Source organism: Streptomyces sp. NPDC054975 (genome assembly GCF_053609105.1).
Genome location: NZ_JBSGWV010000011.1, coordinates 25,857 through 51,101, shown reverse-complemented (window position 1 = coordinate 51,101; position 25,245 = coordinate 25,857). Strand labels below are relative to the sequence as shown.

At 70.0% G+C, this 25,245-nt stretch carries 32 protein-coding genes and 1 tRNA gene; 24 read left to right on the top strand and 9 right to left on the bottom strand.

Features of this window, described 5'->3' with window-relative positions; genetic code table 11:
- Positions 1–64: 64 nt before the first annotated feature.
- The 20 genes from ACWF79_RS13875 to ACWF79_RS13780 all read left to right on the top strand — a co-directional run bounded on the left by ACWF79_RS13875 (position 65) and on the right by ACWF79_RS13780 (position 16,021).
- On the top strand, positions 65–1,330 hold the full coding sequence (locus tag ACWF79_RS13875) for a phage major capsid protein (protein WP_453728306.1): 1,266 nt from the start codon (positions 65–67) through the stop codon (positions 1,328–1,330).
- 44 nt (positions 1,331–1,374) lie between these two features.
- Positions 1,375–1,767 (top strand): hypothetical protein, encoded by a 393-nt coding sequence (locus ACWF79_RS13870; RefSeq protein WP_453728305.1) that lies wholly within the window; start codon positions 1,375–1,377, stop codon positions 1,765–1,767.
- A complete protein-coding gene (locus ACWF79_RS13865) occupies positions 1,767–1,991 on the top strand; it encodes a hypothetical protein (RefSeq protein ID WP_453728304.1) in 225 nt (74 codons plus the stop codon). The genes ACWF79_RS13870 and ACWF79_RS13865 overlap by 1 nt, the downstream gene beginning before the upstream one ends.
- A 12-nt stretch (positions 1,992–2,003) precedes the next feature.
- On the top strand, positions 2,004–2,561 hold the full coding sequence (locus tag ACWF79_RS13860) for a hypothetical protein (RefSeq protein ID WP_453728303.1): 558 nt from the start codon (positions 2,004–2,006) through the stop codon (positions 2,559–2,561).
- Complete coding sequence (locus ACWF79_RS13855) at positions 2,561–3,028, top strand: hypothetical protein (RefSeq protein WP_453728302.1); 468 nt, start codon at positions 2,561–2,563, stop codon at positions 3,026–3,028. Before ACWF79_RS13860 ends, ACWF79_RS13855 begins: the two co-directional genes overlap by 1 nt.
- Positions 3,029–3,055: 27 nt before the next feature.
- A complete protein-coding gene (locus tag ACWF79_RS13850) occupies positions 3,056–3,292 on the top strand; it encodes a hypothetical protein (RefSeq protein ID WP_453728301.1) in 237 nt (78 codons plus the stop codon).
- 3 nt (positions 3,293–3,295) lie between these two features.
- Complete coding sequence (locus tag ACWF79_RS13845) at positions 3,296–4,282, top strand: phage tail tube protein (RefSeq protein WP_453728300.1); 987 nt, start codon at positions 3,296–3,298, stop codon at positions 4,280–4,282.
- Positions 4,283–4,295: 13 nt separating this feature from the next.
- The gene (locus ACWF79_RS13840; protein WP_453728299.1) at positions 4,296–4,808 is read left to right on the top strand and encodes a hypothetical protein; all 513 of its coding nucleotides are present in this window, start codon (positions 4,296–4,298) and stop codon (positions 4,806–4,808) included.
- Positions 4,809–4,817: 9 nt separating this feature from the next.
- Positions 4,818–5,315 (top strand): hypothetical protein, encoded by a 498-nt coding sequence (locus ACWF79_RS13835; protein ID WP_453728298.1) that lies wholly within the window; start codon positions 4,818–4,820, stop codon positions 5,313–5,315.
- A 121-nt stretch (positions 5,316–5,436) separates the two neighbouring features.
- A complete protein-coding gene (locus ACWF79_RS13830; RefSeq protein WP_453728297.1) occupies positions 5,437–8,187 on the top strand; it encodes a hypothetical protein in 2,751 nt (916 codons plus the stop codon).
- Positions 8,188–8,200: 13 nt separating this feature from the next.
- Positions 8,201–10,558, top strand: coding sequence for a carbohydrate binding domain-containing protein (locus ACWF79_RS13825; protein WP_453728296.1), 2,358 nt, complete (start codon positions 8,201–8,203; stop codon positions 10,556–10,558).
- Positions 10,559–10,568: 10 nt separating this feature from the next.
- Positions 10,569–11,000, top strand: a complete 432-nt coding sequence (locus tag ACWF79_RS13820; protein WP_453728295.1) for a hypothetical protein — start codon at positions 10,569–10,571, stop codon at positions 10,998–11,000.
- Between the two features lie 3 nt (positions 11,001–11,003).
- Positions 11,004–11,498: a hypothetical protein gene (locus ACWF79_RS13815; protein ID WP_453728294.1), complete on the top strand. Its 495-nt coding sequence runs from the start codon at positions 11,004–11,006 to the stop codon at positions 11,496–11,498.
- A 63-nt stretch (positions 11,499–11,561) separates the two neighbouring features.
- Positions 11,562–12,380, top strand: a complete 819-nt coding sequence (locus ACWF79_RS13810) for an N-acetylmuramoyl-L-alanine amidase (protein WP_453728293.1) — start codon at positions 11,562–11,564, stop codon at positions 12,378–12,380.
- Positions 12,381–12,391: 11 nt separating this feature from the next.
- Entirely contained in the window at positions 12,392–12,619 is a 228-nt protein-coding gene (locus ACWF79_RS13805; protein ID WP_453728292.1) for a holin, read from the top strand.
- 14 nt (positions 12,620–12,633) lie between these two features.
- Positions 12,634–12,945: a hypothetical protein gene (locus tag ACWF79_RS13800; protein ID WP_453728291.1), complete on the top strand. Its 312-nt coding sequence runs from the start codon at positions 12,634–12,636 to the stop codon at positions 12,943–12,945.
- Between the two features lie 386 nt (positions 12,946–13,331).
- Complete coding sequence (locus ACWF79_RS13795; RefSeq protein ID WP_453728290.1) at positions 13,332–13,556, top strand: hypothetical protein; 225 nt, start codon at positions 13,332–13,334, stop codon at positions 13,554–13,556.
- Between the two features lie 92 nt (positions 13,557–13,648).
- Entirely contained in the window at positions 13,649–14,833 is a 1,185-nt protein-coding gene (locus tag ACWF79_RS13790) for a helix-turn-helix domain-containing protein (protein WP_453728289.1), read from the top strand.
- Positions 14,834–14,940: 107 nt separating this feature from the next.
- Complete coding sequence (locus ACWF79_RS13785; RefSeq protein WP_453728288.1) at positions 14,941–15,402, top strand: DUF6415 family natural product biosynthesis protein; 462 nt, start codon at positions 14,941–14,943, stop codon at positions 15,400–15,402.
- A 145-nt stretch (positions 15,403–15,547) separates the two neighbouring features.
- On the top strand, positions 15,548–16,021 hold the full coding sequence (locus ACWF79_RS13780) for a hypothetical protein (protein WP_453728287.1): 474 nt from the start codon (positions 15,548–15,550) through the stop codon (positions 16,019–16,021).
- A gap of 252 nt (positions 16,022–16,273) precedes the next feature.
- Here the strand turns inward: ACWF79_RS13780 and ACWF79_RS13775 are convergent, their stop codons facing one another.
- Complete coding sequence (locus tag ACWF79_RS13775; protein WP_453728286.1) at positions 16,274–16,525, bottom strand: helix-turn-helix domain-containing protein; 252 nt, start codon at positions 16,523–16,525, stop codon at positions 16,274–16,276.
- A 284-nt stretch (positions 16,526–16,809) separates the two neighbouring features.
- On the opposite strand from ACWF79_RS13775, the gene ACWF79_RS13770 reads away from it, so the two are divergent.
- From ACWF79_RS13770 to ACWF79_RS13755, 4 genes are all read left to right on the top strand, one after another.
- On the top strand, positions 16,810–17,286 hold the full coding sequence (locus ACWF79_RS13770; protein ID WP_453728285.1) for a GNAT family N-acetyltransferase: 477 nt from the start codon (positions 16,810–16,812) through the stop codon (positions 17,284–17,286).
- Between the two features lie 145 nt (positions 17,287–17,431).
- Complete coding sequence (locus ACWF79_RS13765) at positions 17,432–18,337, top strand: trypsin-like serine peptidase (protein WP_453728284.1); 906 nt, start codon at positions 17,432–17,434, stop codon at positions 18,335–18,337.
- A gap of 154 nt (positions 18,338–18,491) precedes the next feature.
- Positions 18,492–18,830, top strand: a complete 339-nt coding sequence (locus ACWF79_RS13760; RefSeq protein WP_453728283.1) for a hypothetical protein — start codon at positions 18,492–18,494, stop codon at positions 18,828–18,830.
- 111 nt (positions 18,831–18,941) lie between these two features.
- The gene (locus tag ACWF79_RS13755; protein WP_453728282.1) at positions 18,942–19,214 is read left to right on the top strand and encodes a hypothetical protein; all 273 of its coding nucleotides are present in this window, start codon (positions 18,942–18,944) and stop codon (positions 19,212–19,214) included.
- On the opposite strand, the gene ACWF79_RS13750 is transcribed toward ACWF79_RS13755, so the two are convergent.
- From ACWF79_RS13750 to galU, 8 genes are all read right to left on the bottom strand, one after another.
- Complete coding sequence (locus ACWF79_RS13750; protein ID WP_453728281.1) at positions 19,200–19,607, bottom strand: hypothetical protein; 408 nt, start codon at positions 19,605–19,607, stop codon at positions 19,200–19,202. The genes ACWF79_RS13755 and ACWF79_RS13750 overlap by 15 nt on opposite strands.
- A gap of 77 nt (positions 19,608–19,684) precedes the next feature.
- A tRNA-Ala gene (locus tag ACWF79_RS13745) sits at positions 19,685–19,758 on the bottom strand.
- A gap of 96 nt (positions 19,759–19,854) precedes the next feature.
- The gene (sepX, locus tag ACWF79_RS13740) at positions 19,855–20,898 is read right to left on the bottom strand and encodes a divisome protein SepX/GlpR (RefSeq protein ID WP_453728280.1); all 1,044 of its coding nucleotides are present in this window, start codon (positions 20,896–20,898) and stop codon (positions 19,855–19,857) included.
- Positions 20,899–21,040: 142 nt separating this feature from the next.
- Positions 21,041–21,664, bottom strand: a complete 624-nt coding sequence (locus ACWF79_RS13735; protein ID WP_453728279.1) for a GNAT family N-acetyltransferase — start codon at positions 21,662–21,664, stop codon at positions 21,041–21,043.
- Entirely contained in the window at positions 21,661–22,323 is a 663-nt protein-coding gene (locus tag ACWF79_RS13730; protein ID WP_453728278.1) for a MogA/MoaB family molybdenum cofactor biosynthesis protein, read from the bottom strand. The genes ACWF79_RS13735 and ACWF79_RS13730 overlap by 4 nt, the downstream gene beginning before the upstream one ends.
- Positions 22,320–22,805 (bottom strand): cyclic pyranopterin monophosphate synthase MoaC, encoded by a 486-nt coding sequence (moaC, locus tag ACWF79_RS13725; protein WP_453728277.1) that lies wholly within the window; start codon positions 22,803–22,805, stop codon positions 22,320–22,322. The genes ACWF79_RS13730 and moaC overlap by 4 nt, the downstream gene beginning before the upstream one ends.
- A gap of 57 nt (positions 22,806–22,862) precedes the next feature.
- On the bottom strand, positions 22,863–24,134 hold the full coding sequence (gene glp, locus ACWF79_RS13720; RefSeq protein WP_453728417.1) for a molybdotransferase-like divisome protein Glp: 1,272 nt from the start codon (positions 24,132–24,134) through the stop codon (positions 22,863–22,865).
- 145 nt (positions 24,135–24,279) lie between these two features.
- Positions 24,280–25,182, bottom strand: a complete 903-nt coding sequence (gene galU / locus ACWF79_RS13715) for a UTP--glucose-1-phosphate uridylyltransferase GalU (RefSeq protein WP_453728276.1) — start codon at positions 25,180–25,182, stop codon at positions 24,280–24,282.
- Positions 25,183–25,245: the final 63 nt, after the last annotated feature.

Genomic DNA, 25,245 nt, shown 5'->3' with positions numbered 1-25,245 from the left:
CTCTCACAACCACTCTCAGCCCCCGCCGTACCGGCGCCGGGGCTACTCGTGCTGGGAGGCACACATGCCCACTCTTCAGAGCCTGCTCGACAAGCGAGCCGCAGCATGGAACAAGGCCCAGGAGTTCCAGTCCCGGGCCGCTTCGGAGGCGGACATGTCCGCCGAGGACCGGGCCGCGTGGGACGCCGCGCTCGCCGACGTCGAGAGCCTCGGCTCCGACATCGAGCGCGAGGAACGTCACCAGCGCCTCGCCGCCGTCAACTACTCGCAGATCGCCGCGCCCGGCGCCGACACCGAGGACGCCGAGGAAGCGCGCCAGCGCCACGGCGGCGAGCAGGGCGTCGAGGCGTACAGCAACGCCTGGCGCTCCTGGATGCGCGAGGGCGCGTCCGACCTCACGTCGGAGGAGCGGCAGATCCTGCGCACCGGGTTCATCGACGGCCGCGAGCTTCGCGCGCAGGGCGTCGCCACCGGCGCGGCCGGCGGCTACCTGGTTCCGGCGCCGTTCCGGGCCAAGCTCCAGGAGACGATGAAGTACTTCGGCGCGATGCGCCAGGTCTCCGAGGTCATCAGCACCGAGACCGGCGCCACGCTGCCGTGGCCGACGAACGACGACACCGCGAACGTGGGCGCCATCCTCGCCGAGAACACGCAGGTCACTGAGCAGGACGTGACCATCGGACAGCTGGACGTCGGGGCGTACATGTACACCTCGAAGCTGGTCCGCGTCTCCCTCCAGCTCCTGCAGGACTCCGCGTTCGACATGGAGTCCTTCCTCGCCCGGAAGCTGGGCGAGCGGATCGGCCGCATCCAGAACACCCACTTCACCACCGGCACCGGCTCCAGCCAGCCGGAGGGTGTGCAGACCAACGCCACCATCGGCAAGACCGGCACCACGGGCCAGACCACGTCCGTCACCTACGACGACCTGATCGACCTGATCCACTCCGTGGACCCGGCCTATCGAAACAGCGGCCGCGTGCAGTTCATGCTCGCGGACGCCACGCTCAGCGCGGTCCGCAAGCTGAAGGACTCCCAGAACCGCCCCCTGTGGGAGCCGTCCATCCAGGTCGGCGTTCCCGACGGCATCCTCGGCTACGGGTACACGGTCAACCAGGACATGCCCGTCATGGCCGCGAACGCCAAGAGCATCCTCTTCGGCGACTTCTTCGCCGGCTACCTGATCCGCGACGTGCGCGACATCCAGATGCTGCGCCTGGCCGAGCGGTACGCGGACTACCTCCAGGTCGGGTTCCTGGCGTTCTCCCGCGCCGACGGCACCCCCCAGGACCCGGCTGCCATCCGGGCCTACCGCAACTCCGCCACCTGATCCGGCGCCCGACCGTCCGCCACGAGGCAGAAGGAGCAGTACCCATGGCGACCACGCCGAAGAAGGAGACTCCCGAGGACAGCGGGATTCTCCAGAGCAAGCCCAGCCCGCAGGCCGCCGAGCACGGCGACCACGACCGGATCGTCATGGCTTCCCGGAAGCCGGACGGATCCATGGACCAGATCGCCCCCGAGTTCATCGGGGACAAGGACGTCGCGCTCCGCGCCGCAAAGGAGCAGCTCGGCCAGCAGGCCGCGTCCGCCGTCGACGTCGCGGCGCGCGGCGTCTCCGACAAGCCGGCCGACGGCGAGCCCGGGAGCACCACCCCGGACGCTGATGTGCAGGCACTGAAGGACGCCCAGGACGAGGCCGTGAAGGCGGCCGAGGCCCAGGCAGAGCGGGAGATCGCCGAGCTCCACAAGGGGCTGGGCGCCTGATGGCCCGCATCCGGATGCTGACGAGCGTCGCGGGTGCGGACTTCGCGTGGGAGGCCGGGCAGGTCGTCGATCTGCCCGGCCCCCAGGCGGCGGTCTGGGCGGACGGCGTGCGTGCCGTCCTCGTCCGCGCCGAGCCGACGGAGACGCCGGAATCCCCCGCACCCGAACGCACTTCCCGCAAGCGGCCGGCTCGCGGCGCTGGCCGTGAAACCCGTACCGCGTAGAGAGGGGGCGCCGTGGCATTGCTGACGCTGGCCCAGGCGAAGGCCACACTCGCCCTCCCTGCCAGCTCGACTCAGTACGACGACGACCTGAACGCCTACAACGCCGCTCTCACTGAGGTCATTGAGGGCTTCGTCGGTCCGATTGACCCGCGCGCGGTAACCGAGCTGGCCGACGCTCGCGGGCAGACTCTCATCCTGCTGCGGACCCCAGCCCTGTCCCTGACCACGTTCACCCCGGTCGGAACCGGCGGCTCTTCGGTGGCCGTGGCCGACTTGCACCTAGACGGGTCCAGTGGCGCGGTCAGCCGCTTGGACGGTAGCGACTGGCACGGCGGCCCGTGGACAGTCACCTACCAGGCTGGACGCCTCACGGTGCCTGCCACCTTCGGTGTCGCGGCGAGGTTGCTGCTGCAGCATTGGTGGCGCACCCGTTACGGCGCGGCCCGGGGTAACGCCGGCAGTGGTGAGGACTTCGACGTGAACGAGCCGGTACCCGGCTTCGGGTACGCGATCCCGAACCGCGTGCTCCAGCTGCTGGAGCCGTACCGGCGGCCGCCGGTGGTGGCGTGATGGCCACTTCCCGCGTCCCAGCCGCCGTCGACGCGCTGCTCACCATCCTGCGCGCCGCGCCGGGGCTGGCCGATGTGCTGGTCCTCGACGGGCCGCCGTGGCAGAACCTCACCGGCACGGAGCGGGTCTACGTCGGCTGGCAGCCGACAGAGGCCCCGGCCGTTTCCCTCGTTCAGGACTTCAACGCCGCCGGGGCCCGTACCCGGGACGAGGATTTCGCGATCCAGTGCTACGCCGAGGTGTGGGCTGGTGACACGGACATGCAGCCTCGGAGGGTCCGCGTCTTCGAATTGCTCGCCGTTGTGGAGTCGGCCCTGCGGGCAACGGACGCCGCACCCACGGCGCCCACTCTCAACGGGACTGTTCTGTGGGCGCACCTCACCACCGGGGACCTCATGCAGGACCAGACCACCGACGGCGCGCGCGCCGGCGTCCCGTTCGCGGTGTCGTGCCGCGCACGTATCTGATCACCCATCTATCCGAGGAGTACAGCGATGGCGCGAGTGCGCTATGTCGGCCCGGAGCCGGTCACCGTGCCGGAGCTGGGCGGGCGTGAAGTCCACCCTGACGAGGTCGTGACCGTTCCGGACGAGCGGTACGACGGCTACGTCTGCCAGACCGCGACGTGGGAGCCCGTCGAGGAGCCCCACCGGGACGAGGAGCACGCCGCCGCCCCGGTCCCCGCCGTTGAGGCCGTGGCCCCGAAGAAGACCACGCGGAAGGAGGGCTGACCCATGGCGATCGGTTCAGGTCTTGGCGCGCAGATCGGCATCGCGGCCGAGACGACCTACGGCACCTTCGTGGCGCCGGCCAAGTTCATCGAGTTCACGAAGGAATCCCTTCAGCTCAAGAAGACCACCGCGCAGTCCAGCGGGATCGCGGCGGGCCGTCTGATGGCGTTGTCGTCGCGGCGCGTGGTGACGCAGCGGGAGGCGTCGGGCTCCATCGAGCTGGAAGTCGCGAATAAGGCGATGGGTCTGCTGCTCCAGGCCTTGATGGGTACGACGGTCACCCCGGTGCAACAGGGCGCGTCGGCGGCCTACCTCCAGACTCACATCCTGGCGGACACGTGGGGCAAGAGCCTGACGATCCAGAAGGGCGTGCCCCTGACGACGGGCACCGTGACGGACAAGACGTTCCTCGGCTGCAAGATCGTCAGCGCGGAGTTCTCCTGCGAGCAGGGTGGGATGCTCACCTCGACGTTCGAGTTCGACAGCAAAGACTGCGACGAGACGCAGACGCTGGCCGCCGCGTCGTACAGCAACATGGCGCCGTTCCACTTCGGGCAGATGGGCCTGAAGACCGGCAGCTTCGGCGCGGAAACCGCACTCGACGGGGTGCGGAAGGTCTCGGTGAAGATCGAGCGGCCGCAGGCCACCGACCGGTTCTACGCCAACCAGTCCGCCCTGAAAGCGCAGCCCATCAGCAACGACCTCGTCAAGGTCACCGGTTCGCTGGAGATGGACTACGTCGCCACCACCGTCGACGACCTCCACACCAGCGACGGTGCGACATCCCTCGTCTGGGAGTTCATCGGCCCCCTCATCGCCGACACGTACTACGAAACGTTCCGGATCAAGCTGCCCGCCATCCGGATCGACGACGCGCCGCCGACTGTCGAGGGCTACGACGTGATCCGGCCCACCTTCAACTTCACCGCCCTCTACGACGGCACCAACGCCGTCGCCATCGAGTACATGTCCACCGACACCACAGTCTGACCGGAGGTACGCCATGGCCGTCGGCAACGTGCAGATCGCGGGCACCGGGCGGCTCCTGGAACTGTCCCGGCGCCTGAAGCAGGCCGGCGGCCCCCGGCTGAAGGCGAACCTCACCCGAAGGATCCGGCGGGCGGCCGAACCGCTCCGTAACGACATGCAGCAGACGATTCGCTCGCTCCCCATTCGGGCCGACGCTGCGAAGTCGCGCGGCGGGCCGACGCCCACCACCCGGCCGCTGCGGGCCACGATCGCTGGCGCGGTCCGGATCTCGGTCCGGACGGGTGGGACGCCGGGCGCGCGGGTGTGGGTGGACCGGTCCGCGCTTCCGTCCGACCTGCGCGGCATGCCATGGGTGATGAACAGCGCGAACGGCCGGATCCGGCACCCAGTGTTCGGCAACCGGAAGCGCTGGGCGAACCAGTGGACCACCCCTCTGTGGTGGGACAAGGTCGTCCGCGCCCACACCCCGCGTATGCAAGCCGAGGTCGCGCGCGTCCTTGATGACGTTCGCCGCCAGCTCACCTAGGAGAACCTGTTGATCATCGTGTACACGCCGTCCGACGGCGAACCCGAGGAGTTCGACGCCAAGACGCTGAAGGTCTCCGAGGTGGGCATCGTGGCGCGCACCATCGACCAGCCCCTGTCCCGGCAGCGGATCCATACGGGACTGTCGGAGGAAGATCTTGCCGTGATGCGCGGCATCGTCTGGGTCATCAAGAAGCGCAGCCAGCCGTCGCTGAAGTTCGGCGATTTCGACCCGGGCTACGAGGAGATGGCGACCCGCCTCGACCGCGATGAGGTCAAGCGCTGGGCCGAAGCCACCGCCGAGGTGGCATGGCAGCAACCCGATGCGACGCCGGAGACTGTGCGCGCCGCGCTACGACTCGTACACGTCACGGCGTTGGATCGTGAGCACGCCGAAGAACTCATCGAACGGCTCGCCGCGGGCCCAAAAGAGGATCCCGAGGCCGAGCCGAACATCATGCCGAGCGCCCCGAGCGGGACATCCCTAGCCTCCGCGACGAGTACCTAGGGCTCTTCGGCCACCTCCTCCACTACACCGCGCGCGAAGTAGACGAGCTCCTCGTCGACGACTTCGAGCGGCTCGTCGGCTGGATTGACCAGCAGGCTCAGCAGACAGGAGGTGAGTGACCGTGTCCGAGCGCCTCACGTTCACGCTCAGCGGCCGCGACGAGCTGTCCCGAGTCCTCGGCCACGCCGGGGACTCCGCCGAGCGTCTCCGGCGTCAGATGGTCGACGCGGCCGACGGCTCCGGGCAGGCCCTCCTCACCCTGACCCGGGACGCCAATGGATTCCTCCGCGACCTTGAGGGCCACTACCTCGACGCTGGGGACGCTGCCGCGCTGATGGCGCACGGGACCGACCGGGCGGCACGCTCCACTGCCGAGTGGTCGGACGCCGCCCGCGAAGGCGCTGCTGCTGGTGAGGCCCTGAAGAAGAGCCTCATCAGCCTCGCGCCAGCTGCGATCCCGGCTGCTGCGTCGATCGCGCCGATCGCACCTGCTGTCCTGGCCGGTGCTGTCGCGGCGGGTGTGTACGTGCTGGCAATCGGTAGGCAAGTTGCCGCCCTGGGCGAGGCGGCTGAGGCGGAGCAGAAGTACCGGGACGCGGTCGAGGAGTCCGGCGAACGGTCCGAGGCCGCCGTGAAGGCGCAGGCCGCCTACGCGAAGCAGATGGCGAAGCTGCCGCCGGCGACCCGTGAGGCCGCCGCCGCGCTGATGGTATTCACGGACGAGTACAAGGAGTGGTCGGACTCTGTCGCCGGGGACACGATGGCGCCCCTGGTGAAGGGCATGGGCGTCCTTCAGGAGATCTTCCCGAAGCTGACGCCGATGGTGCGCACCTTCTCGGGCGAGCTGGACCGGACTGTCACCCTGGCTGGCGGCGCCGTCCGTTCGCCGGGGTTCGACACGCTCATGGGCCGCTTCGAGCGGTTCACCGGCGGTGTCCTGGAGCGTGCGAACAACCAGCTCGTGCACTTCCTGCGAACTGCCGACAGGGACCAGGTCGGCGAGGGCCTGTCCGAGTTCATGGACTTCGCCCGCGAGCAGGGCCCCGTTGTCGGCGACATCCTCCGTAACGTTGGCACGGCGCTGGCCAACCTGCTTGAGGGCGCGGCTGATGTCGGCGTCGGGATGCTGGCTGTCGTCAACGTGCTGTCCAAGCTCGTCGCTGCCGTCCCGCCCGGCGTGATCGCCGCGCTCCTGCAACTCGCCATCGCCATCAAGCTCGTCCGGCTGGCGGCACTTGGGCTGGCGGCCGGCCGCGTGGCTATGGCGGCGTTCGCCACGCAGATCGTGGTGATGCAGACAGCGGCGGCGGGCGCGACGGGCCGGATGGCGGCGTTGACTGCTGGTCTCGGTGCGATGTCGCGGGGCGCGAAGCTGGCGCTTGTCGGGTCGGGTATCGGGCTGCTGGTGATCCTCCTGTCGGAGCTATCGTCGGCGAGCAAGGGCACCCCGGCCGACCTGGACAAGATGTCCTCGTCGCTGCACCAGTTCGCCCGGACGGGCAAGGCGACGGGCGAACTTGCCCGTGTGCTGGGCGCGGACTTCGGCGAGCTGGAGACGTCGCTGCGGACGCTGTCCCGGCCGTCGAACTACGAGGGCGCGATCCAGTGGATCGGCGACTTGGTCGGGATCGACTCGGCCCCGGTCGGCGCGGCGAAGGAGCAGATCGGCGCGCTCGACGATGCGCTCGGCAACTTGGTGCGGAGCGGTAACGCCGGGATGGCAGAGGTCGCGATCCGTAAGGTCGCGGCGCAGATGGGCAACCTGACGGAGGATGAACTCCGCGCCCAGCTCACGGGCTACAAGCAGACCTTGGCCGATGTGGCCTTCGAGCAGCAGCTCGCGGCCGAGGCTATGGGCCTGTTCGGTCAGCAGGCGCTGGCGACGAAGCAGAAGCTCGACGCCCAGAAAGTCTCGGCGGACGGGCTGCGGCAGGCGATCGTCGCGCTCAACGACGTGAACCGGCAGGGCATCAGCGCGCAGATCGCGTTCGAGGCGGCTATCGACGAGAGCGCCAAGGCTGCGGACGAGTACCGCAACGTGTGGAAGGCAACGGGCGGGCAACTCGATGTCACCACCGAGCGCGGGCGGACGGCGGCCACTGCGCTGAACAACCTCGCCTCGAAGACCGACGAGGCCGCGTCCGCAGCGCGCGAGTCCGGCGCGTCGTGGACCACAGTTAACGGGATCTACGAGTCCGGTCGGTCGAAGCTCATTGCTCACGCCCGGCAAATGGGTCTCAACGAGGTAGCGGCCCGGAAGCTCGCGGACCAGATCCTGGCGACGCCGAACAAGACCGCGATGTTGAAGGGCGACATTCAGGATCTGGAGGCGAAGCTCCGCGCGGCGAGGACCAAGCTCGCGTCCGTGCCAGATTCCCGGAAGGCGCAGGTCCGAGCTGAGATCGCTCAGCTGGAGGCGGCCATCGCGGAGGCCCGGCGGAAGCTCGACGCCATCAACGGCAAGACGTCCCACACTTACGTCATCACGCACCTGCAAGCACGCCAGGAAGGCTCGCACGGTACCCAACTCGGCTACGCGCAGGGCGGCCTGGTCGGCTTCCCCGGCGGCGGGATGGTCCGAGGCCCGGGGACGGGCACGTCGGACAGCATCGTCGCGCGGGTCAGCAACGGCGAGTACGTCATCAGGGCGTCGGCAGTCCAGCGGTACGGGGTCGGGTTCCTGGACGACCTCAACCAGGGGCGTCTGGGGACTGCCGCCGCCGGCGGGCCGTCGCCTGGCCGCGCCGCGTCGGGGTCGGGGCGGGCCGGCACGGTCATCAACCTGACCGTGCAAGGGGCCATCGACCCGGTGGGCACGGCGAAGAGTGTGGAGCGCGTCCTGCTGAAGCTCCAGCGGACCAGCGGCAACTGATGAAGGGGGCCCTATGTCGGCGACGCGCCTGACGGTGCAAGCCGGGTTCGGGTACGCGGTGACCGCGGACGACATCGAGTGGACGGACATCACCGCGCGGGTGGCGCTGTCCGACACCGAGGGTCTGCGGATCACCCGTGGCGCAGAGGACGAGAAAGCGGAGACGCAGACCGGGACGCTGACGCTGGAGCTGGACAACGCTGATGGCGCGGTCACCCCGGGCAACACGTCCTCGCCGTACTACCCGAACGTCCGTCGCAACTGCCCGATCCGCGTCATCTCCACCGTGCTCGGCGGGATCAACTATCTTGCCCAGCCCGGGTTCGAGGTGCCAGACACCGGGTGGTATGCCCTGGACGATGGCGGGCCCGTGCCATCCCCGGCAGCCATCGACAACACGCACGTGAAGTCTGGAGACTACGCGTTCAGGATCGGATGGGCGGACTCTGGGACCGGCGGCGCGGTGCAGTGCCAGTTGTACGGGCTCACCATCGGCCGGCCCTACACCGCGTCCGTGTACGTGTGGGTCCCGGCCGGGGATCCTGCCGTCCGCCTCGACATCGACGGGACCACGATCGGCGCCGCCTCAACGCTGACCGGCACGTGGCAGCGGATCACCGTCACATGGACGCCGACGGCCGCCTCGCACGCCCTGCGGATCACCACCAACACCACCTCGCCCACCGCCGGTGACTTCTGCTGGATGGACGAGGCACAGGTCGAGGAAGGCTCCTCGGCCACCGCTTGGTCGTCAACCCCGGCCACGCATCATGCCCGGTTCTTCGGCATGGTCACGTCGTGGCCGATGGGCTGGGAAGGCCTGCACTCGACCGCAAGCGTCACAGCGTCGGACATGCTGAAGTGGCCCGGCAGGCGCCCCGCGCTGGGGCCGATGCTCGTCGAGGAGGTGCAGTCCGACGATGCCCGGCTCTACTACCCGCTCAGCGAACCGGAGTCGAGCACCACAGCCGGGGACCAGTCGGGCTACTCGCGGCCCTCTCTCGCGATCGTGCAGGCGGGGACGGGCGGCACGCTCACGTTCGGGCAGGGCATCGGCCCGCCGTCGGACGGACTCAGCACACCGGTCTTCACCCCAGCCTCGTCGACGCAGGGCAAGTTCCTGCGCTGCTTTATCGACCCGCTCCTCACCTCCAGCGGATCGACCGGCACACCGATTCCCGGCACCCTGCTGGTCGAGTTCTGGTTCTCCACCTCGACCTCGGGCCGCGCCATCCTGACCCTGTCGGCTGGCGCCGCGGCGGCGTTCGACTCCGGGATCTACTTCAAGCTGGAGTCGGGCACGGGCAAGCTGCAGGTCATCGAGTTCTTCCCAGTTGGGCCCACCGTGCACACCATCGCCACGGCAAATCTGGCCGATGGCGCCGTGCACCACGTGGTGTGGGACGAGCTCGGGCAGGACGTGTACGTCGATGGTGTTCAGCACGTCGTCCCCACCAGCACGTGGCAGGACATGGCCCTCCTCACCGTCGGCGCGACCAGCACCGGCACCGACCTATGGTCCGGCGCCATCAGCCACGTCGCCGCCTACGTCGTCAACAACAGCCGGCCCGCCGTGGCGGACATCGTCGACCACTACGACGCGGGGATGACCGGGCACGCGGGCGAGAACTCCTGGGAGCGGATGGTCCGCCTCGCCTCCTACGCGGGGATTACTGGCGTCATCTCAGCCGGGCTCTACAGCGCAGTCGCCTCACAGGGCGAGCTCGGTTCCTCGCCGCTCTCGCACATGCGGGACGTCGAGCGCACCGAGGGCGGGAAGCTGTTCGCCGACCGGGCGTCCGCGCAGCTGGTGTTCCAGAGTCGGAGCGTCCGCTACAACCCGGCGATCACCGCGACTGTGGAGTACGCCGACCTGGAGACCGGCGGCGTTGAGTTCTCCGATGACGATCAGAAGCTCGTCAACCTGATCCGAGCCTCCAGGCCGGGCGGCGCCGAGCAGCGGGTCCAGTCCGCCGAGTCGATCGCCGCCTACGGCACCTACGAACAACAGCTCACTGTGCTGAAGACGACGGACGAGTCGGTCATCGACGCAGCGACGTGGGAAATCGTCAGGTACGCCGACCCCATGCCAGAGATGCGGCAACTTCCCGTCGAGGCAGCGACCCTGCCCACCAGCACATTCCGGGCCCTCCTCGACGCGGACATCTCCAGCGTCATCGAGGTCACCGACCTGCCCAGCCAGGCACCCGCCTCCGAGGCCACCGTCACCGTCGAGGGCTACGTCGAGCACATCAAGGAAGGCCGGCACCTGCTGGACTTCCGGGTGTCCCGCTCGGACATCGACGCGGTATGGGTCCTCGACGACCCGGCGTACTCGGTCCTGGGCGCGTCCACGCGCCTCGCCTACTGAGAGGACCCGCATGCAACGCCCGATCACCAGGGCCGAGGACTTCTACCTGCCACCGCCGCACCTGCCCGCCACCCACTGGGCCCTCACCCCGCCGGCTCTCCTGGCGGTCCGCTGGTATGAGGAGAAGCAGCAGCGCCGCGTCACCGTCGGCGCCGCGCTGCTGCTGGAACAGCGCCTCTACCCCCGCATCAACCACGGCAGGTGGGTCGCGGACTGCACGTGTATGTCCGCGCAGATCGTCACCCCGACGGACCCGCGGATGTGGTGCGTCGAGTGCGGGACCGGGTGGTGGCAGCTCACGTTCCCTGAGGACGTCGAGGCGGTCGAGCAGGAGACGGGGCTGCTGCCGGTGGCCGAGCGGAACTGGTGGCACCCCGACGACCCAGCAAGGGTCCTGGCCCCGCCGGTCGAAGAGCCTGTCCCCGCGCCCCCGGAGGAGTGACCCGTGGCCATTGCTACACCGCGCACGTGGGTCGTCGGCGAAGTCGTCACCGCGGCCTACATGAACGCGGAGATCCGCGACCAGTTCAACGACGTGATCGCGCCGTGGGTGTCCTACACCCCGTCGTGGACCGCAAGCAGCAACCCGTCGATCGGGAACGGTTCGCTCGCCGGCCGGTACAAGCTGATCGGCAAGCTATGCATGGCCCAGATCGAGATCGTTATGGGCACGACTACCACTTTCGGAACCGGGACCTGGAATCTCTCGCTCCCGTTCACCGCCGCTTCCCCTGCGAGCACCTCGGCGAACTGGGTGTACCTCGGTAGCAGTCGCGCCCACTCGGCGACAACTTGGTTCCCGGGGGTCTCTGCCGTGATCAAGGGCACGGCGCTGCTGAAACCCTTCGGCCCGGCCGACTGGTCGTCCTCCTCCCCGCACTCCTGGGTGGCGGCCAGCACGAACTACGGGCACATGTCCGTCACCTACGAGACCGTCTGACCCTCCCCTTCCCCGCACGCCCCGCGCCCGATGGCCGGGGCTTTCGTCATTCCTGGAGGCCTGATGGCCATCAAGCTGGTGTCCCGCGCCGAGTGGGGCGCCCGGCCGTACCGCACGCCGAACGGGGCAACCCGATACTCGCGCCCGCGCCGAGGCGTGAAAATCCACTACCTCGGCACCCCGTACACCGACAGGCCCCATACGGCGTGCGCCGCCTACGTCCGCAAGCTGCAGGACTCCCACATGGACGGCAACGGCTGGTCCGACATCGGCTACAGCTTCGTCGTCTGCACCCACGGCTACGTCTACGAAGGCCGCGGCCTCGCCCGCCGCAACTCCGCCAACGGCAACACGACGCTCAACGAGCAGGACTACGCGGTCTGCGCGCTCGTCGGCTCGTCCGGCCTCACCACCCCGCCCCCTGCGCAGCTGCACGGCCTGCGCGACGCCGTCGACTACTGCCGCGAGGAGGGCCCGGCCGGCGACTGGCTCGGCGGCCACCGCGACGGCCACGCAACCTCATGTCCCGGCGACCCGCTCTACGCGTGGGCCCACGCCGGTGGCCCCCGCCCCAACTCCACCACCCCTGGCCCCAAGGAGAACGACATGCCCATCAGCGACGCCGACGCCGACAAGATCGCGCTGCGTGTACTCGGCTACCGCAACAAGAACGCCGACGAGGCATCGGTCGCCGCGACCGGCCGCCGGATCCCAGACGTGTACGGCTACGTCACCCAGACCCACGCGCAGACCAAGGCCGACGACTCGGTCGACCTCACCGACGCCCAGCTCACCCGGCTCGCCGACCTCGTCGCCGCCCGCCTCGGTACAAACCTCGCCGACCAGGTCGCCGACAAGCTCGCCGCCCGACTCACCGACTGAAGGAGAACCACATGTCTCGTCTCGTCCTCGACACCGTCGAGCGCGTCGCCGGTACGTACGCGGTCGCGTTCCTCGGCCTGCTCCTGGCCGACGGCTTCGACCTCACCAGCCTGTCCGCCGTCAAGGCCGCAGCGATCGCCGCGATCCCGGCCGGCCTGTCCGTGCTGAAGGCGGCGATCGGCTCGCTGATCGGTGACAAGTCCACCGTCGGCTGGGTCACCAAGAACACGCACGTCTGATCGGAGTCGCCCGCATGCCCGATGAGCCGACCCTTGGAGAGGTTGTCCGCCGGTTCGAGGATCGGTTCACCGACATCCGCGACGACATCCAGCAGTTCGGAGTTCGCCTCGACGGTCGGGTCTCGCTCGAGCGGTATCAGCTCGAGCGCGAGGCCCGCGACAAGGAGGTCGCGGCAGTCGCCGAGCGGGTGAAGGGCCTTGAGGAAGCTGCGAAGGAGAAGGAGAAGCAGCGGCTGGCCGACCGGCGGCTGATCTTCTTCAGCCTGATCGTGCCCGTGATGCTCCTCGCGATCCAGCTGTACAACGCCAACAAGGGGGCGGGGTGAGCACACACAAAGCGGCGCGTCGGGACCCGGTCACCGTGCTGTTCGGTATCGCCTTGGCCGTGTTGGTGGCCTACATCTGGTGGGCCAGCGGCAGGATCACGGCCGACCTCCGTGCTTCGAACGAAGCTCGAGATGCTCTGGCTGCACAGGTGCAGGAGCTCGGCGGCCAACCGGTCGCCGGGCCTCCTGGTTCTCGAGGCCAGCCGGGCCGCACGGTTGTCGGCCCGCCCGGTCCGCAGGGGGAGCCGGGCCCGACGGGGCCGGCGGGTATCCCCGGGAGCCCGGGGCCGACCGGTCCGCCGGGGCCGTCCGGCAGCCCGGGGGCAGCGGGCACAGACGGCGTGGGGGCGACCGGTGCGCCGGGCCCCGCAGGACCGACCGGCCCGGTGGGTCCGCAGGGTGAGCCGGGCCCGGCTGGGCGTGATGGGACCGACGGCCGGGACGGAGCCGACGGCACCAACGGACAGAACTGCCCCACCGGGTACTCGCTCCAGCCGTACAAGGGCGACGCGGATGTCCTCGTCTGCCAGCGGGATACCGCACCCGACCCGGCCCCGCTGAAAAACCGCACGCTGCTGGGCCTGGACCCGGCCCGCCGGATCTACCCGTGAACGAACACTGCCCCCTCTCGCCTTCGGGCGGGAGGGGGCAATTTTGCTGTGTCCAGCTACTGTTCTGGTGTCGAGTCAGAACGGAGCCCAGTATGCATGCTCTCCCGCACGACCACACCGGCGCGCGCATCAAGCGTCTGCGCCTCGAACGCCACCTCACCCAGAAAGCTCTGTGTGACCTGTCGCAGGTGCCGTACGGCACGCTGACAAAGGTCGAGCAGGGCGTCACAGCAGCATCCCCGTACGTCGTGGCCGCCGTCGCCCGGGCGCTACGGGTTGAGGTCGCCACGGTGACCGGCCAGCCATACGTCACGGAACTCCGCGCCGATCAGCTAGACGTCCTCATCCGCCCTATCCGCGAGTCCCTCGACCTGTACGACCTCGGCGCCGACCCGGACATCGAACCCCGGCCGCAGCAGCTCCTCAACGACGACGCCGAGGCACTGCTCGTCTCCGTCCGCGCGGGCGAGATCAAGAAGGTCGCTGGCATCGTGCCCGGCCTGATCGAGGAGGCAACGACTGCGGCCTACCTTGCGCCCGACCGCGAACGGTGGCTGCTGCTCGCCAGTCTCTACCGCACTTCCTACGACGTGGCCTCCAAGCTGGGCTACGCCGACCTCGCCACCACCGCGCTCACGCGCATGGACTGGGCGGCAGCGCGGGGCAGCGACGCCGTGTTCGGCGGCATGTACCGCTACATGCGCGCCCTCACCTACCTCCGCTCCGGGGAGTACCGCACTGGCCAGCGGCTCGTCGACCTCGGGCTTCAGACGCTGGAGCAGGCGGACGTCGGCCGCGAGCGTAGCGTCGTCACTGGGCAGCTGCACCTTGGTGCTGCGGTCATGGCTGCCCGCTCGAAGAACCGCGACGTCGCCGAGGAACACCTTGCTGAGGCGGGCCGGATCGCGGACGTTACGGGCGAGGCAGTGGAGACTCACTGGCTGGCATTCGGGCCTACGAACGTGAAGGTGCACGAGGTCAGCGCCCTGGCCGAGATGGACGAGTACGGCGCGGCGGCCGAGCGCGGCGCGCAGGTCCGGATCCCTGCGGCGTGGCCGGCGTCTCGGAAGTCGCACCACTATGCGGAGATGGCGCGGGCGCAGATGTGGACGGGTGATCTCGACGGCTCGTTCCGGAATCTGCTGGCTGCTCGGAAGGCGGCGCCGCAGCAGGCCCGGTATCACCAGACTGTCCGGGAGACGTACGCGGGCCTGGAGGCGGCACGGCGTCAGCTGCCGGATAGCTTCCTGTCGTACGGCTCCTGGCTGGGCGCATAACGTTCCGTCAACCCTTGGCCCCGGCTATCCGAAACGGCGGATAGTCGGGGCCTTGTCGTACCTCCACCCTGGTTTCACGCAGTCGCCGACGACGCCAGGGAGCTTCCATGTGCGAGCAGCATGACCGTCCACCCGAGCCGAGCATCGAGGTCGACTTCGCCAGCATCCTCCTTCAGGCGTGCGACGTGTTCGAGGAGCACGCCGAGGAGGCCGCCGAGCGCGACATCAACCGCGCGCTCGGCCTCAAGCACCACCCTGGCGACGTCGCCCTGGCGGACCTTACCGACCGGCTGCTGTCCCGCTGCGACGGGCTGTCCGGCGGCATCGAGGGAATCCCCGTAGCGCAGCGGGACGCGCGCGCGACCGGGGTCCTGGAGACCTGGGCCAAGCTGAAGGCGGACGGCCCCGACGACGGGCCCCTCGGCACCTGGTCGTACACCAAGCACCTCGCGCTCACCGCCCGGGACATGGTCCGCGCCCTCCGCGACCACCGCACCCGGTCGAACAGGGACCTGGCCGCGTTCGTCGGCCGCACCGACCTCCCCCCGATCGCCCCGGACGCCCAGTGACCGAGTGGCAGCGACAGACGCTGTACGTCGTGATCGTCCTCGGCATCCTCGCGGTCATCGCCGTCGGCGTCACCCCCTGAACCTCTGAGCGCGCCCTCCACACCCGCCTAGACTGGCTCGGCCGCCACCGACCGAAAGAGCACAAATGCGACTCGACACGTTCCACCAGTTCGCCACCTCCGCCCTCGCCGCAGCGCCCGATGTCCTGTCCGCAGAGCCCTGGGACCGCGGCACGGCGCACCTGCGCGGCATCCACGTGACGCTCACCACGGGCGCCCAGTTCTGGATCGGCGTCACCGCCGCCGCCGCCCCCGGCGACAAGTGGGAGGGGCCGGAGATCCCTGTCGAGGGCGAGCCGCCGGCCGAGATGGCCTACCCCGCCCTCTTCGAGGGCGGCAAGACCACCCCCGCGCGCGCCCAGGAGTACTTCGCGGCCGCGCTCGCAAACTCGGGGAACAAGCAGATCGCGAAGGCCTACGGCTACAGCAGCGAGGCGAGCTCGCCGGGGTTCGGCGTGATCTTCCACAACGAGGCCCGAGGGTTCTGCCTGTTCCATCACACCGCGAAGGCTGGCCAGACCCTCGGCGGCCGGGCGTTCGACCTCCAGGCCGCCGTCTAAGACTCCCGCCCCGCAGCGGGGCGGGTGGCACCACCTCTATCAGGCACCACCCCACCGAGGAGGACTGATATGCGGTTCGACCCTGCCCAAGTCGAGGGCCAATGCCCGGTCTGCGGAGCTGGCGTGGGCTCGCCGCCCGGCTCGCCGACCACGATCCACCAGCGCGGCGGCACCGGAACGGAGACCTGTCCCGGCAGCGGCAACCCGGCGGTATAGCAGGACCGCCCCGGCCGGACCGTCCCCCGGCCGGGGCTACCTCACGAGGTCGGCGAGCGGTACGCCGATGGCGTCGGCGATGAGGATGAGGGTGTCGAGGGTGGCCGCTGCGTGGCCCTGCTCGATGCGGTTGTACCCGGCTCGGTCCATGGGGATGGAGTGGGCCACCGTCTCCTGAGTGAGGTTCGCGTGGAGGCGTGCCGCTCGGATCTGGTTGCCGATGGCGCGCCGCCTGGCGGCGACCCAGTCGGGTGGTGGCGAGGAGCGTGGCACGTGCTCCACGCTCACTGGGTCAAGATCAAAAAGCCGTAGAGGTAACTCTACATTGTGTGATCATGGACTTTCGGGATAGAAAGCGGAGGGAGAACCTCCAACCCCTCAACCCCTGCCCACCCGTGGCTCTTCGGCGAATCACGGACGGGCAGGCCACGTAGCCCCGACCGCCATACGGTCGGGGCTACGCTTATTCGGGCAGCTGGCAGGCGAGTGTTTTACACACGGTGTTCGACGTCACAGTGAACATCCGAGGAGAATACTCACCCCGCCCGCCGCATACCTATACACTACCTAACATGAACATACGTCCCATCTCCTACGACCACCCCGACGCGGTGAAGCTCCAGGACGCCGTCATGCTGGAGTACGCGGCCCGCTACGACGGCGAGGACGATGCCACACCGCTCGACCCCGGGATGTTCGTCCCGCCGGTCGGCCTCTACCTCCTCGCCTACGACGGCGAGGGCCGCCCGGTCGCGTCCGGCGCCTGGCGCACCCAGGACAAGAACGACGAGGGCTACTCGGACGGCGACGCCGAGCTCAAGCGCATGTACGTGATCCCCGAGGCACGCGGCCTGGGCCTGGCCCGCCGCATCCTGGCGGCCCTGGAGGACGACGCCCGCGCGGCGGGCCGCTCCCGCATGGTCCTGGAGACGGGCACGGCCCAGCCGGAGGCGATCGCCCTGTACACCTCCAGCGGCTACGAGCCGTGCGCCAAGTTCGGCCACTACCGCGAGTACGAGAGCAGCCGCTGCTTCGCGAAGCCGCTGTAGCGCCGTAGGTACCGCAGCCGCAGCGACCGACCGAAAATCTCCCTGACGCGCCCCTGACATTTCGTCTCGCCATCTGGCACGCTGCCCACGCACGTCGATCCGCACCGTTCTCATCCCCCACCTGCCTCGGCAGAAGGAGACATGCGTGAGACGCCATCGCACAGTCGCAGCGGTCCTGTTGTCGGTCGGAGCCCTGCTGACCGGAGCCCTGACCGCGACCACGGCGCAAGCAGCGGAGAAGCCCGCCTTCTGGACCGCGGAGCGGATGCGCTCCGCGACCCCGCTGGACCTCGAGGTCGCACCGGGGCACCACACGATCCTCAAGCAGGTCGCCCGCTCGGCCACCCCCACCACGATCGCCCCGACGGCCTTCCCGCAGCCGGGCGGGCCCTGGACGGGCGGCGGCGCGGTCGTGAAGACGTCCGGCCGGGTCTTCTTCACCTTCCAGGGCCGTACGGCCTCCTGCTCGGGCAACGCGGTCACCAGCCAGAACCAGAGCACGGTGATCACGGCCGGCCACTGCGTGAAGTACCAGGGCGCGTGGCACACCAACTGGGTCTTCGTCCCGGCGTACGACAACGGCAGCGCGCCGTACGGCCAATGGACGGCGACGAAGACGTTCACCACCCCGCAGTGGGAGGCGAGTGAGGACATCAACTACGACGTGGGCGCCGCGGTCGTGGCCCCTCTGAACGGCCGCACCCTCACCTCGGTCACGGGCGCGCAGGGCATCCAGTTCAACGGCGGCTACAACAAGCCGATGTACGCCTTCGGCTTCCCGGCGGCGTCCCCGTACGACGGCTCGAAGCTCATCCACTGCGCGGGCAACTCCTCGAAGGACTTCCTCTTCTCCCAGGACCACAGCCTCGGCTGCAACATGACGGGCGGCTCCAGCGGCGGCCCCTGGTTCTCCGGCTTCAGCGAGGCCACGGGCACGGGCCTGCAGGTCTCGGTGAACAGCTTCGGCTACACGTTCCTCCCGAACCGCATGTTCGGCCCGTACTTCGGCAACGACGCGAAGGCGTTGTACGACCGGGCTCAGGCGTCCTGACGCCCGGCCCGTCCGCGGCCCCGGTCCCCGGGGCCGCGGATGGCGCCCGACAAGCCGCGATGCGGCATTCGGGTGGAGATGCGCCGTTACCGCAACTGCTCCCGGCCTTCACGTTGTCCTCCCCGGCAGTGGCAGGACAACTGAGGAGGCACTCATGACTGAGCTCCAGTCTTTCCCCACGGCCCCGACCGCGCTGGCGGACTACGATCCCTACCGGTTCCCCGCCGTGTACATGGACGACTTCCCCGAGGAGCCGCCGGTCACCTACGGCCTGTCGGACACCCTCGACTACCCGCTGCCCCCACCCGCTGCGGCCACCCGCCTGTCCGTCCCCCTGGAGCCGGCGGACCGCCGCCGCCTGGACCTGCACGCCGCCCTCACCACGGCAGGCATCGCCCCCCTCCCGGGCGACCTCGCCGCCATCGAGGCCCTGTGCACCCTGGACGACACCACCCACATCGCACTCCAGCGCTGGATCACCCGCACGCCGTGACCCCGGGCCCTACGGGACGAGGGTGGCCGCATGGTGCGGCCACCCTCGTCCCGAGACGGAGAATCGGACGCATCTGATGAACTGTCCGACCCGAGGCAAGGAGTGAGCCACGTGCGCCGTCCACCTGTGCTGTGTGACGCCTGCAAGCACCTACAGCGCCACCGAAACCCCGACTCCCGTACCACCGCTGACAGATACGTCATATCCTGCGCGGCATTCCCGAGGGGCATCCCGGCTGACATCTCTCCCGGCGGGTTCGACCACCGGCGCCCCTACCCCGGGGACGGCGGCGTGCTGTTCGAGCTGAAGGACGGGAAGGAGAAGATCGTGGCCCTCTACGAGGCGACGGCTCCGGCAGTCGGCGAGAGGTCACCGCGACGATGAGCGGCCACTCCGACTGCGGCGCAGGAACTCCAAAGCGGCTGCCTGGATCTCCTCTTCCGGCTTGTCCGCTCGATAACCACGGGACTTGATGTACTCGTGGAATTCCGGATCCGGCCCATAGCCGTACTGCTCCAGGTAATAGGCCTGGGCCGCCGTCCAGATCCAGACGCCATCGGTCACCGTCGAGAGCGGAACGACCTTGCCTTTCGACGCATCGAGCTGATCCGGGGCCAGCCCGGCAGCCCGCTCGATGGGGACACCACCGTGTGCCAGAAACTCGAGCAGGCGTTCGCGCTCGACCTGATCGGCGATGCGTGGCCTGGACTCGTCGAAGTACGGCCCGGACTCCGGATCGACACCATCGAACAACCGGGCCCGCTTGAACTCCGCCATCTTGCCTCCCCAACAGTCCCCGGAAACGCCGAGATCCCGCCCGATCTTTCGATCGGACGGGATCTCGTCTGCGCTTGTGGACCTGTGGGGATTTGAACCCCAGACCCCCTCGATGCGAACGAGGTGCGCTACCAGACTGCGCCACAGGCCCTTGCGACGTGTGAAACATTAGCATCCCGATCGGGGTGCATGGAAATCCGCTCCCCCGCAGGTCAGCCGAGGGCTCCGGGGAGCCCCCGGCCGGGGGTCATTCGTTGGCCGCGCGGGGGCGGTCGTCGTCCGCGTACTGGTCGAAGAGCGGGGTGCGGCCGTGGTCGCGGCGGGGCCGGGGTGGGGTCGTGCGCCGGCTCGGGGCCGGGGCGGGTTCGGGTGCCGGGTCCGTGGCCGCCGTCGAGGAGCGGGCCGAGCTCCAGGTCTCCGGGTCCGTGATGTCGATGCCGCTCGTGGCGCGCGGCGCGACCGGGGCGGTGACGTACGTGGGGAGCGGGACCGGGACCGGCTCCCAGCTGTCGCCGCGGGCCGGGCCGCGCTCGCGCTGCTGGTCCACCCACTCCGCGTGGTCCGTCTGCTCGACCAGCGCGCGGCGGCCGGCCTCCTGCGGGGAGACCTCGGGGGCCGGTTCGGGCGCGGGTCGGGCCGGTTCCTCCTCCGGCTCGGCGGGCGCGGCCGGGCGGCGCGGGCGATTCTCCCGCAACCGGGCCGCCGCCGCCTCGGCGCGCCGACGGTCCATCACGTAGACGAAGCGTCGCCGCTCCTTCGTCCGCAGATGCACGATGTACGCGCTCAGCAGCACCGCCGGGACGGCCGGCGCCCACAGGAACGCCAGGCCGCCGACGGCCGCGACGACCGCGCCGAGGGTGAAGGCGAGGAAGAGGACGACCGTGGTCCGGCGGCGCCGGGCGAGGACCTTGCTGCGACGGGCCCGCTCCACGGACGCCTTGGAGGGGCGCCGGGAGGGCGCGCGGTCGGGCTCCCGTACCGGTTCAGGCTCCGGTTCGGGGACCTCCAGACGGGCTTCGGTCCTGGCCGCGGGCGCGGAAAAGGCCCGGACGTCGACCGAGCTGAGATGCTCCGTCTCCACGTCCGGGTCCACGTCGGGTTCCCGGTCCTTCAGCTCCTTGGCGTACCGGCGCTCCATTCCCGCCCGTCCGGACAGCAGCCGGATGGCGGTGCTGAAGCGTTCCGTCGGACGGGCCTCGTTGAGCTCGTCCTGCCTGCGGAGCCACATCGGCACCAAGTAGGCGGCCCAGGCCCCGACGATGACTGCGTAGATGAGGCCGCTGCTGCTCACGCTTCACACCGTAGAGGGGTTGGCGGGAGGGCATCGGCCAATTGGCCCGGTGTGTCGCACGATCTGGCTGATATCACTGAACTTTTTTGTGATTGTTCAGATCGTTTGGCGATCAACTGCTGACTGAATTCGAACATTTATTTCATTGGGCGGGACGGGAAGGATGTGCCTGGTGCCAGCGCCGCACCAGTCCTCCAGGGACCTCCTCGGCGGTGAGCGCGAAGACGAGATGGTCCCGCCACGCCCCGTCGATGTGGAGGTAGCGCGGGCGCAGCCCCTCCTCCCGGAATCCCAATTTCTCCACGACCCGCCGCGAGGGAAGGTTCTCCGGGCGGATGCAGACCTCGATGCGGTGCAGCCCGACGTGCCGGAAGCAGTGGTCGACCACGAGCGCGACCGCCGTCGGCATGACGCCCCGGCCCGCCACCGCGCTGTCCACCCAGTACCCCACATGGCCCGAGCACATCGAGCCCCAGGTGATCCCGGCCACCGTCAGCTGGCCGACCAGCTCGCCCCGGAACTCGATCACGAACGGCAGCATCCGGCCCGCGTTCGCCTCGGCCCGCAGATGGCGGACCATCTGCCGGTACGTCGGCCGCTGCGCGACCGGAGCGCCCGGGGCCGGCGGCGGGATCGTCGCCTCCCAGGGGCGCAGCCAGTCCCGGTTGCGCCGGTTCACCTCGCGCCAGGCCCGCTGGTCGCGCAGCTTTATCGGCCGCAGCACGACATCGCCGTCGGCGAGGACCACGGGCCAGGACGAGATCATGACGGTCTCGGGTGGTCGCCGCCGCGGATCTGGTCGACGGCGTGGACGAGGAGCGGCTCCAGTACGGCGAGGCCGTCGCGGACACCGCCCGAGGAGCCCGGCAGGTTCACGATCAGCGTCCCGCGCGCGACCCCCGCGAGGCCCCGCGAGAGCGCCGCCGTCGGCACCTTCTCCCGGCCGTACGCCCGGATCGCCTCGGGGATGCCCGGGATCTCGTGGTCGAGGACCCGGCGGGTCACCTCGGGCGTGGCGTCGGTCGGCGAGATGCCCGTGCCGCCGGTGGTGAGGATGACGTCGTACCCGGCCTCGACCCCGGCCCGCAGCGCCGCCTCGACCGGCGCGCCGTCCGGCACGACCTGCGGGCCGTCGACCGCGAAGCCCATCCGCGTCAGGCCCTCCGCGATCAGCGGGCCGCCCTTGTCCTCGTACACCCCGGCCGCCGCCCGGTTGGAGGCGGTGATTACGAGGGCGGAGTACCCGGGGCGGAGGGCGTCGCCCGTGGCCACCTCGGCGTCGGCCTGTGCCGGAGCGGCCGGGCCGCCCTCGGCCGACGGACCGCGCCCGTGCTCCTCGTGCTCGTGCGCCCCGCTCACCCGTCCGGCGCGCGCCTGCGCGTGGAGCCCGGCGCCCGTGCCGCCGGCGGTCGTCGTCGCCGTCATGACGCGGTCCTCGTCCACGTGCCCGACTTGCCGCCCGTCTTCTCCTCCACCCGTACGTCGGAGATGACCGCGCCCTTGTCGACCGCCTTGACCATGTCGACCACCGTCAGCGCCGCCACCGAGACCGCCGTCAGGGCCTCCATCTCGACGCCCGTGCGGTCCGTCGTCTTCACGGTCGCCAGGATCTCCACCGCGTCGTCCGCGACGTGAAGGTCCAGCGTCACGCCCGAGACCGCCAGCGGGTGGCAGAGCGGGATCAGGTCCGGGGTCTTCTTGGCGCCCATGATCCCGGCGATCCGGGCGGTGGCCAGCGCGTCGCCCTTCGGGACGCCCTCGCCCCGCAGCAGCTCGATCACGCGCGGCGAGACAAGGACGCGGCCACTGGCGCGCGCGGTCCGCGCCGTGACGTCCTTCGCGGAGACGTCGACCATGCGGGCCGCACCCGCCTCGTCGATGTGGGTGAGTCCTTGCTGCGTGCTCATGGCCGTGACACTCCCGGTCGCTGTGTGGGACGCCACGGTACCGCCACCAGGGCCTCCTCAGCCGAGGAGGACCACGTCGAGGTCGTCGCCGGGCGCCACCTCCGTATTCTCCTCCGGTACGACGAGCAGCGCGTTCGCGTGCGCGAGCGCGGCGATCAGGTGCGAGCCCGCTCCGCCCACCGGAGTGACGGTGCCGGTCGCGGCGTCGTACGTCCCGCGCAGGAACTGGCGGCGGCCCGCCGGGGACGACAGCGCCTTGTCGGCGGCGAGCACCGCCCGGACCCGCGGCCGGTGGAGGTCGTCGAGGCCCATCAGGGCCCGGATCGCGGGACGGACGAACAGCTCGAAGGAGACGTACGAGGAGACCGGGTTGCCCGGCAGGGCGAGCAGCGGCGTGTGCTCCGGGCCGATCGTCCCGAACCCCTGCGGCTTGCCCGGCTGCATGGCGAGCTTGCGGAAGTCGACCTGGCCCTCGAACTGCCCCTCGCCCGTCAGCGCCTCCTTGACCACGTCGTACGCGCCGACGCTCACCCCGCCCGTGGTGACGAGGAGGTCGGCGCGGATCAGCTGGTCCTCGATGGTGGCGCGGAGCGTCTCGGCCTCGTCGGTGACGGAGCCGACCCGGTACGCGATGGCTCCGGCGTCGCGCGCGGCGGCGGCGAGCGCGAAGCTGTTGGAGTCGTAGATCTGGCCCTGGCCCAATTCCTCACCGGGCTGCGCCAGTTCGCTGCCGGTCGAGATCACCACGACCCGGGGGCGGGGGCGCACGCGCACGGTGGCGCGGCCGATCGCGGCGAGCAGCCCGATCTGGGGCGGTCCGAGGACCGTGCCCGCCTCCAGGGCCAGGTCGCCGGCCTGGACGTCGCTGCCGCGCGCGCGGACGTGTGCGCGGGCCTCGGCGGACCGGTGGACGCGGACCTCGCCGGCCGCGCCCTCGGGGGCGGCGCTGGCGGCGCGCATCCCGCTCGCCGCTCCCCCGCCCGTGCCGCCGTCGGTCCACTCGACCGGCACGACGGCCTCGGCGCCGGGCGGCAGCGGGGCGCCGGTCATGATCCGGGCGGCCTGGCCGGGGCCGACGACCGGGAGGCCGTCGGCGCCCGCGGCCACGTCGCCGATGACGGTCAGGACCGCCGGGAACTCCTCGGTGGCACCGGCGACATCGGCGACCCGGACCGCGTAACCGTCCATGGAGCTGTTGTCGAAGGGGGGCAGCGCGACCGGCACCGTGACGTCCTCGACCAGGACGCAGCCCTGGGCGTCGGGCAGTTGCAGCTCGATGGGTTCGAGCGGGGTGATCGCCCCGAGGACGTCGTCCAGGTGCTCGTCCACGGACCAGAGGCCACGGGCCGGACCGGAGCAGGGGTCGCCGGACGCGCCGGTCCCCTCACCGGAGTCGGCCGTCTCGTGCGCGTGCGCCTCGGCCTCGCCGTCCGCCGGATCGCCTGGCACCGGTGCCGTGCTGCTGCTCAAGGTGCTACATCTCCTCGCTGACGTACTTGCGGAGCCAGGTCCGGAAGTCCGGGCCCAGGTCTTCACGTTCGCACGCCAGTCTGACAATGGCACGCAGATAGTCCCCACGGTCACCGGTGTCATAGCGCCGGCCCTTGAAGACCACGCCGTGGACCGGGCCGCCGATCTTCTCGTCCTTGGCGAGTTTCTGCAGGGCGTCGGTCAGCTGGATCTCGTTGCCCCGGCCCGGTGCGGTCTCGCGCAGTATCCCGAAGATGGCCGGATCCAGTACGTAGCGGCCGATGATCGCGTAGTTGCTCGGCGCCTCGCCCGCCTCCGGCTTCTCGACGAGGTCCGTCACCTTCACCACGTCGGAGTCGATCGTCCCCTCGACCGCCGCGCAGCCGTAGAGGTGGATCTGCGAGGGCTCGACCTCCATGAGCGCGATCACGCTGCCGCCCTCGCGCTCCTGGATGTCCACCATCCGCGAGAGCAGCGGGTCGCGCGGGTCGATCAGGTCGTCGCCGAGCAGCACGGCGAAGGGCTGGTCGCCGACGTGCGGGGCCGCGCACAGCACGGCGTGGCCGAGACCGCGCGGGGCGCCCTGGCGCACGTAGTGCATGGTGGCGAGGTCGCTCGGCTCCTGCACCTTGGAGAGGCGCTCCTCGTCGCCCTTGCGGGCCAGCGCCTCCTCCAGCTCGTAGTTCCGGTCGAAGTGGTCCTCCAGGGGACGCTTGTTCCGGCCGGTGATCATGAGGACATCGGAGAGTCCGGCCGCGACGGCCTCCTCGACGACGTACTGGATCGCGGGCTTGTCGACGACCGGAAGCATTTCCTTGGGGGTGGCCTTGGTGGCCGGGAGGAAGCGCGTGCCGAGACCGGCGGCCGGGATGACAGCCTTGGTGATCCTGGGAGGCGACTGAGTCATGCGGAGCACCATAGCCGTTCGGAATGAGAGGAAGATGGGGCTCCGATTAACTTCCTGTGCATA